This is a genomic window from Noviherbaspirillum pedocola (genome assembly GCF_016632335.1).
GTDB classification, from domain to species: domain Bacteria; phylum Pseudomonadota; class Gammaproteobacteria; order Burkholderiales; family Burkholderiaceae_D; genus Noviherbaspirillum_A; species Noviherbaspirillum_A pedocola.
In genome coordinates, this window is record NZ_JAEPBG010000059.1 from 1 (window position 1) to 3971 (window position 3971).

A 3971-nucleotide genomic window follows, 5' to 3' on the forward strand; every position below is an offset into this window, starting at 1 on the left:
GGCATTCAAGATGCCGACATGGTGGAGCAAGTGAACAGCTGGCGGGATCAGCCCGCGCCAGCTGTTACCGTTCAAACTGGGGAAAATTCAAACGGCAGAAGTGGGGAGTATTCATCCGGCGGTGACAAGGGGATGCCGCAGGTCGATCATCTGGTCCAATCTTGCCCGGAAAAAGTCATCGGTTGCCATGCGCGCTCCCCCGCATTTCCCTCAGTTTTCGCTGCCTTGTATCGTAGTTTCTCGGGGAATTCAGTGGGTCGTTTCCGCGCAAATCCCTTGCCGTCACTGCACGTCAGAGATTTTGCACGGACGACTAATTTGGGTCGGAACCGAGGCGTCACGAACTGTTGAGCCAAGCCTATCGCTGAAAAGTCAAGCTGGACCAAAGCGCTTGTATTGTTTTGTCCACGCCTTCTTGAAAAATAAAGTTTTTTGGAATTTTCTCAGACGAAGTCTGTCCACTTGCCTTAATTGCCGTTGCCAGATGAACGATGTTGATCCACGTCATACAAGGGAGTCAGCATGGAGATTGAGCAGTGCGAGACGTCATGCGGTACTCTCGTCATTAACGCGAGAGGCCAAATCATTCTCGGGCACGTCTCGGGGACCAACCACTGGGATATTCCCAAAGGTAGACAAGAAATCGGAGAGTTGCCACTGCAGGCGGCCATGCGGGAGCTATGGGAAGAAACTGGCATGCAGCTCAGTGAAGATTTCTTCGAGGAAATCGGCAATTTTTCCTATCGCCCCGGCAAGCGTTTACATCTGTACAGAGCATACGTCGCCTCGGCCGTCCAAGACCTTGGCGAACTTCACTGCCACACCTGTTTTCCTTGCGAGGAAGGCTGTACGCCGGTGCCAGCCATGGACGACTATTGCTGGGCATCGCGAGAGGACCTTACGCATCTATGTCACCAGAGATTGGCGGAGCGCCTCTTGGCGGTTGCGTGGTGACGGCCGAGTCGACAGTGGAATCCACGGAGAATCGGATATGGGTGGCTCTTCCTTCTCATGTGCCTGCCGACACCGGCCGTTTCCATCTAACTGAAAACACGATCTTTATCCGTTTTCGGAAAGACTGTATGGCGGCATTGGCGCGATTTTTCCCTGTTCTAGCTATAACAACAGCCGGCCATGAGCAGTCACTCAGTTTGAATCACTTGAAGACTGTTTCGAACGACACAGCGGACATTGGGTGCTATTGGGTGCTATCTAACAGGCAAAGAGACGCTGGTGGCAGCCCGAAGCAGCGAATGCGATACTCGCCGACGGCAAGGCCGATATCATCGCGCTCGGCAAAACAGCGCTTGCCAACCGGGATTGGCCGCAGCGAGCGGCAAACGAGCAACCCTTGGAAGAATTTGACCTTGCCGTGCTGCAGCCGCTTGCCCACATCAAGCCGAGCGAGTTGTAGCCAGGATGCCGACATAGACGCCACGGGTGACAAATGGCTATCCCGGATCCTTCGGGATGGCGATTTTACTTATGGCAATGAATGCGAATAGGCGCGCCCATTGCCGTAACCTTTAATGCGCAGGTCTGAAGTTACTCTGCGCGTAGCGTTTTTGCTGCTGCGACCATGTTGCTCAATGCTGGAATCACCTCAGCCCACTGGCGCGTCTTCAGGCCGCAGTCCGGATTGATCCACAGGCGCTCCGCTGGAATACGCTTGGCCGCCTTCTGCATCAGTTGCACGATGTGCTCCTGCGTCGGGACATTAGGCGAATGGATGTCATAGACGCCGGGGCCGATCTCGTTCGGATAGTTGAAGCTGTCGAAGGCATCCAGCAATTCCATGTCAGAGCGGGACGTCTCAATGGTAATCACATCGGCGTCCATGGCGGCGATTGACGCGATGATGTCGTTGAACTCGGAATAGCACATATGCGTATGAATCTGCGTCTCATCTTCCACGCCGTTAGCGCAGATACGGAACGATTCAATGGCCCAGCTCAAGTATTCCTTCCATTGCGCGCGACGAAGCGGCAATCCTTCGCGTAACGCCGCCTCATCGATCTGGATTATCCGCACGCCAGCCCTTTCCAGGTCCAGCACTTCATCGCGAATGGCCAGCGCAAGCTGCTTGCAGGAGATAGAGCGCGGCTGATCGTCGCGTACAAAAGACCAGTTGAGTATAGTTACTGGGCCGGTCAACATACCCTTCATTGGCTTTTCGGTCAGTGATTGGGCGTACTTAATCCACTCCACCGTCATCGGGGTCGGGCGGCTGATGTCCCCAAATAGAATGGGTGGCTTCACGCAGCGCGAGCCATAGGATTGCACCCAGCCGAATTGGCTAAAAGCATAGCCTTGAAGCTGCTCGCCGAAATACTCGACCATGTCATTACGTTCGGCTTCACCGTGTACCAGGACATCCAGCCCCAGTGCTTCCTGTTCGCGTACGCTACGCGCGATCTCGGCCTGCATCGCTTTCCTATAGCTGGCATCATCCATGCGGCCAGCCTTGTATTCATTGCGTGCGTGGCGGATTTCCGCAGTTTGCGGGAAAGAACCGATGGTGGTGGTCGGGTAGGCTGGCAGCTTCATTAATGCCGCCTGCTTTGCAGCACGCTCGGTGTAGACACTGTTGCGGTGGCCATGCGTGGCATCGACTTTGGCGACTGCGGCTTTCACCGCGGGATTGTGCACGCGAGAAGAGGCGCGGCGCGCAGCCAGAGCGGCCTGATTGGCAGCCAGTTCCGTCTTAACGACATCCCGTCCTTCGCGTAGAGCCTTTCCCAGAACCCGCAGTTCATCGAGCTTCTGTAGAGCGAATGCCAGCCACGACTTGATCTCGGCATCCAGCTTCTGCTCGCTCTCCAGGTCGACCGGGACATGCAGCAGCGAACATGATGGGGCAATCCACAAGCGCTCTCCCAGGCGTGGAGCAATAGGCTGGAGCCAGTCGAGCACGGCGCTCAGGTCGGTCTTCCAGATATTGCGGCCATTGATGACGCCGAGCGATAGGACCTTGTGAGGCGGCAGCAGATTGATCAGCGGCTGCACGTCTTCATGGCCGTTGACAGCATCGATGTGCAAGCCATCGACCGGAAGATTCGCCGCCAGATAGCCGTTGTCCTTGAGTTGGCCGAAATATGTCGCCAGCAGCAGCTTGACCTTGCAGGCCTTCAGCTCATGGTAGGCGGTATTGAACGCATGTTGCCAGTTCGCGTCGAGTTCCGTCACGAGGATGGGCTCATCGATCTGGACCCACTCCACCCCTTGGGCAGCCAAGGTGTCCAGCAGCGCCGAATACACGCGCAGCAGGCGCGGCAGCAGCGCCTGCTTGTCGGAGTGGTCTTTGGTCTTGCCCAGTGCCAGGTAGGTAACCGGCCCAATAATGACAGGCTTGGCCTTTACCCCTTGAGCCTTGGCTTCGGCGAGCTGTTCCAGCAGTCTCGTTGCATCCAGCTTGAACTCGGTGGCTGCAGTGAACTCGGGGACGATGTAGTGATAATTGGTGTCGAACCACTTGGTCATCTCGCCGGCGGCAACGCCGCTGCAGCAGGAAGCATGCGCTTCTGTACGTTGCGTAGAGCGGCCGCGCGCTACGCGGAAGTAGTTGTCCAGCGCATCGCCGTGGAAGCCGCGCACACGCTCAGGCAGATTGCCCAGCGTGAAGCTCATGTCGAGTACCTGATCATAGAAGGCAAAGTCGCCGACCGGCACAAGATCCAGGCCAGCTTGGTTGGCCCAGTGCCGCTTGCGTAGCTGCGCGCCGATCTCTTTCAGCGCGTCTTGCGAGGACTCACCCTTCCAGTACGACTCGAGCGCAAATTTCAGTTCACGCTTCGCGCCGACGCGCGGAAAACCCAGGTTGTGGATAGTTGTCATGCATCGCTCCCTAAGAGCCTATTCCAGTAGGCCAATTGCACGCCAGGTAATAACAGCGCACGCCAAATGAAGAAACGCAAGATAGGTTTTCGCCAGCTTTTCCCAACGAATCAGAACGCGGCGGAATCGGTTCATCC

Annotated in this window: 4 protein-coding genes and 1 pseudogene; 2 read left to right on the forward strand and 3 right to left on the reverse strand. The window is 56.4% G+C overall.

Features of this window, described 5'->3' with window-relative positions; translation table 11 throughout:
* Both JJB74_RS33620 and JJB74_RS32795 read left to right on the forward strand, forming a co-directional pair.
* Positions 1–351, forward strand: a 351-nt coding sequence (locus JJB74_RS33620; RefSeq protein ID WP_234485058.1) for a hypothetical protein, incomplete at its 5' end; no start/stop codon positions are given.
* 171 nt (positions 352–522) lie between these two features.
* Positions 523–954: an NUDIX hydrolase gene (locus tag JJB74_RS32795; RefSeq protein ID WP_200598741.1), complete on the forward strand. Its 432-nt coding sequence runs from the start codon at positions 523–525 to the stop codon at positions 952–954.
* A gap of 244 nt (positions 955–1198) precedes the next feature.
* Here the strand turns inward: JJB74_RS32795 and JJB74_RS32800 are convergent, their stop codons facing one another.
* From JJB74_RS32800 to JJB74_RS32810, 3 genes and pseudogenes are all read right to left on the reverse strand, one after another.
* On the reverse strand, positions 1199–1429 hold the full coding sequence (locus JJB74_RS32800) for a hypothetical protein (protein ID WP_200598742.1): 231 nt from the start codon (positions 1427–1429) through the stop codon (positions 1199–1201).
* Positions 1430–1545: 116 nt separating this feature from the next.
* Positions 1546–3834, reverse strand: a complete 2289-nt coding sequence (metE, locus tag JJB74_RS32805; RefSeq protein ID WP_200598743.1) for a 5-methyltetrahydropteroyltriglutamate--homocysteine S-methyltransferase — start codon at positions 3832–3834, stop codon at positions 1546–1548.
* Positions 3835–3852: 18 nt separating this feature from the next.
* A pseudogene (locus JJB74_RS32810) lies at positions 3853–3971 on the reverse strand (IS5/IS1182 family transposase); the annotation flags it as partial.

What these genes read in the sequence shown, in the direction of transcription:
- metE (WP_200598743.1), bottom strand. Translation starts at nt 3,834, where the DNA reads ATGACAACTATCCACAACCTGGGTTTTCCGCGCGTCGGCGCGAAGCGT.
- JJB74_RS32795 (WP_200598741.1), top strand. Translation starts at nt 523, where the DNA reads ATGGAGATTGAGCAGTGCGAGACGTCATGCGGTACTCTCGTCATTAAC.
- JJB74_RS32800 (WP_200598742.1), bottom strand. Translation starts at nt 1,429, where the DNA reads ATGTCGGCATCCTGGCTACAACTCGCTCGGCTTGATGTGGGCAAGCGG.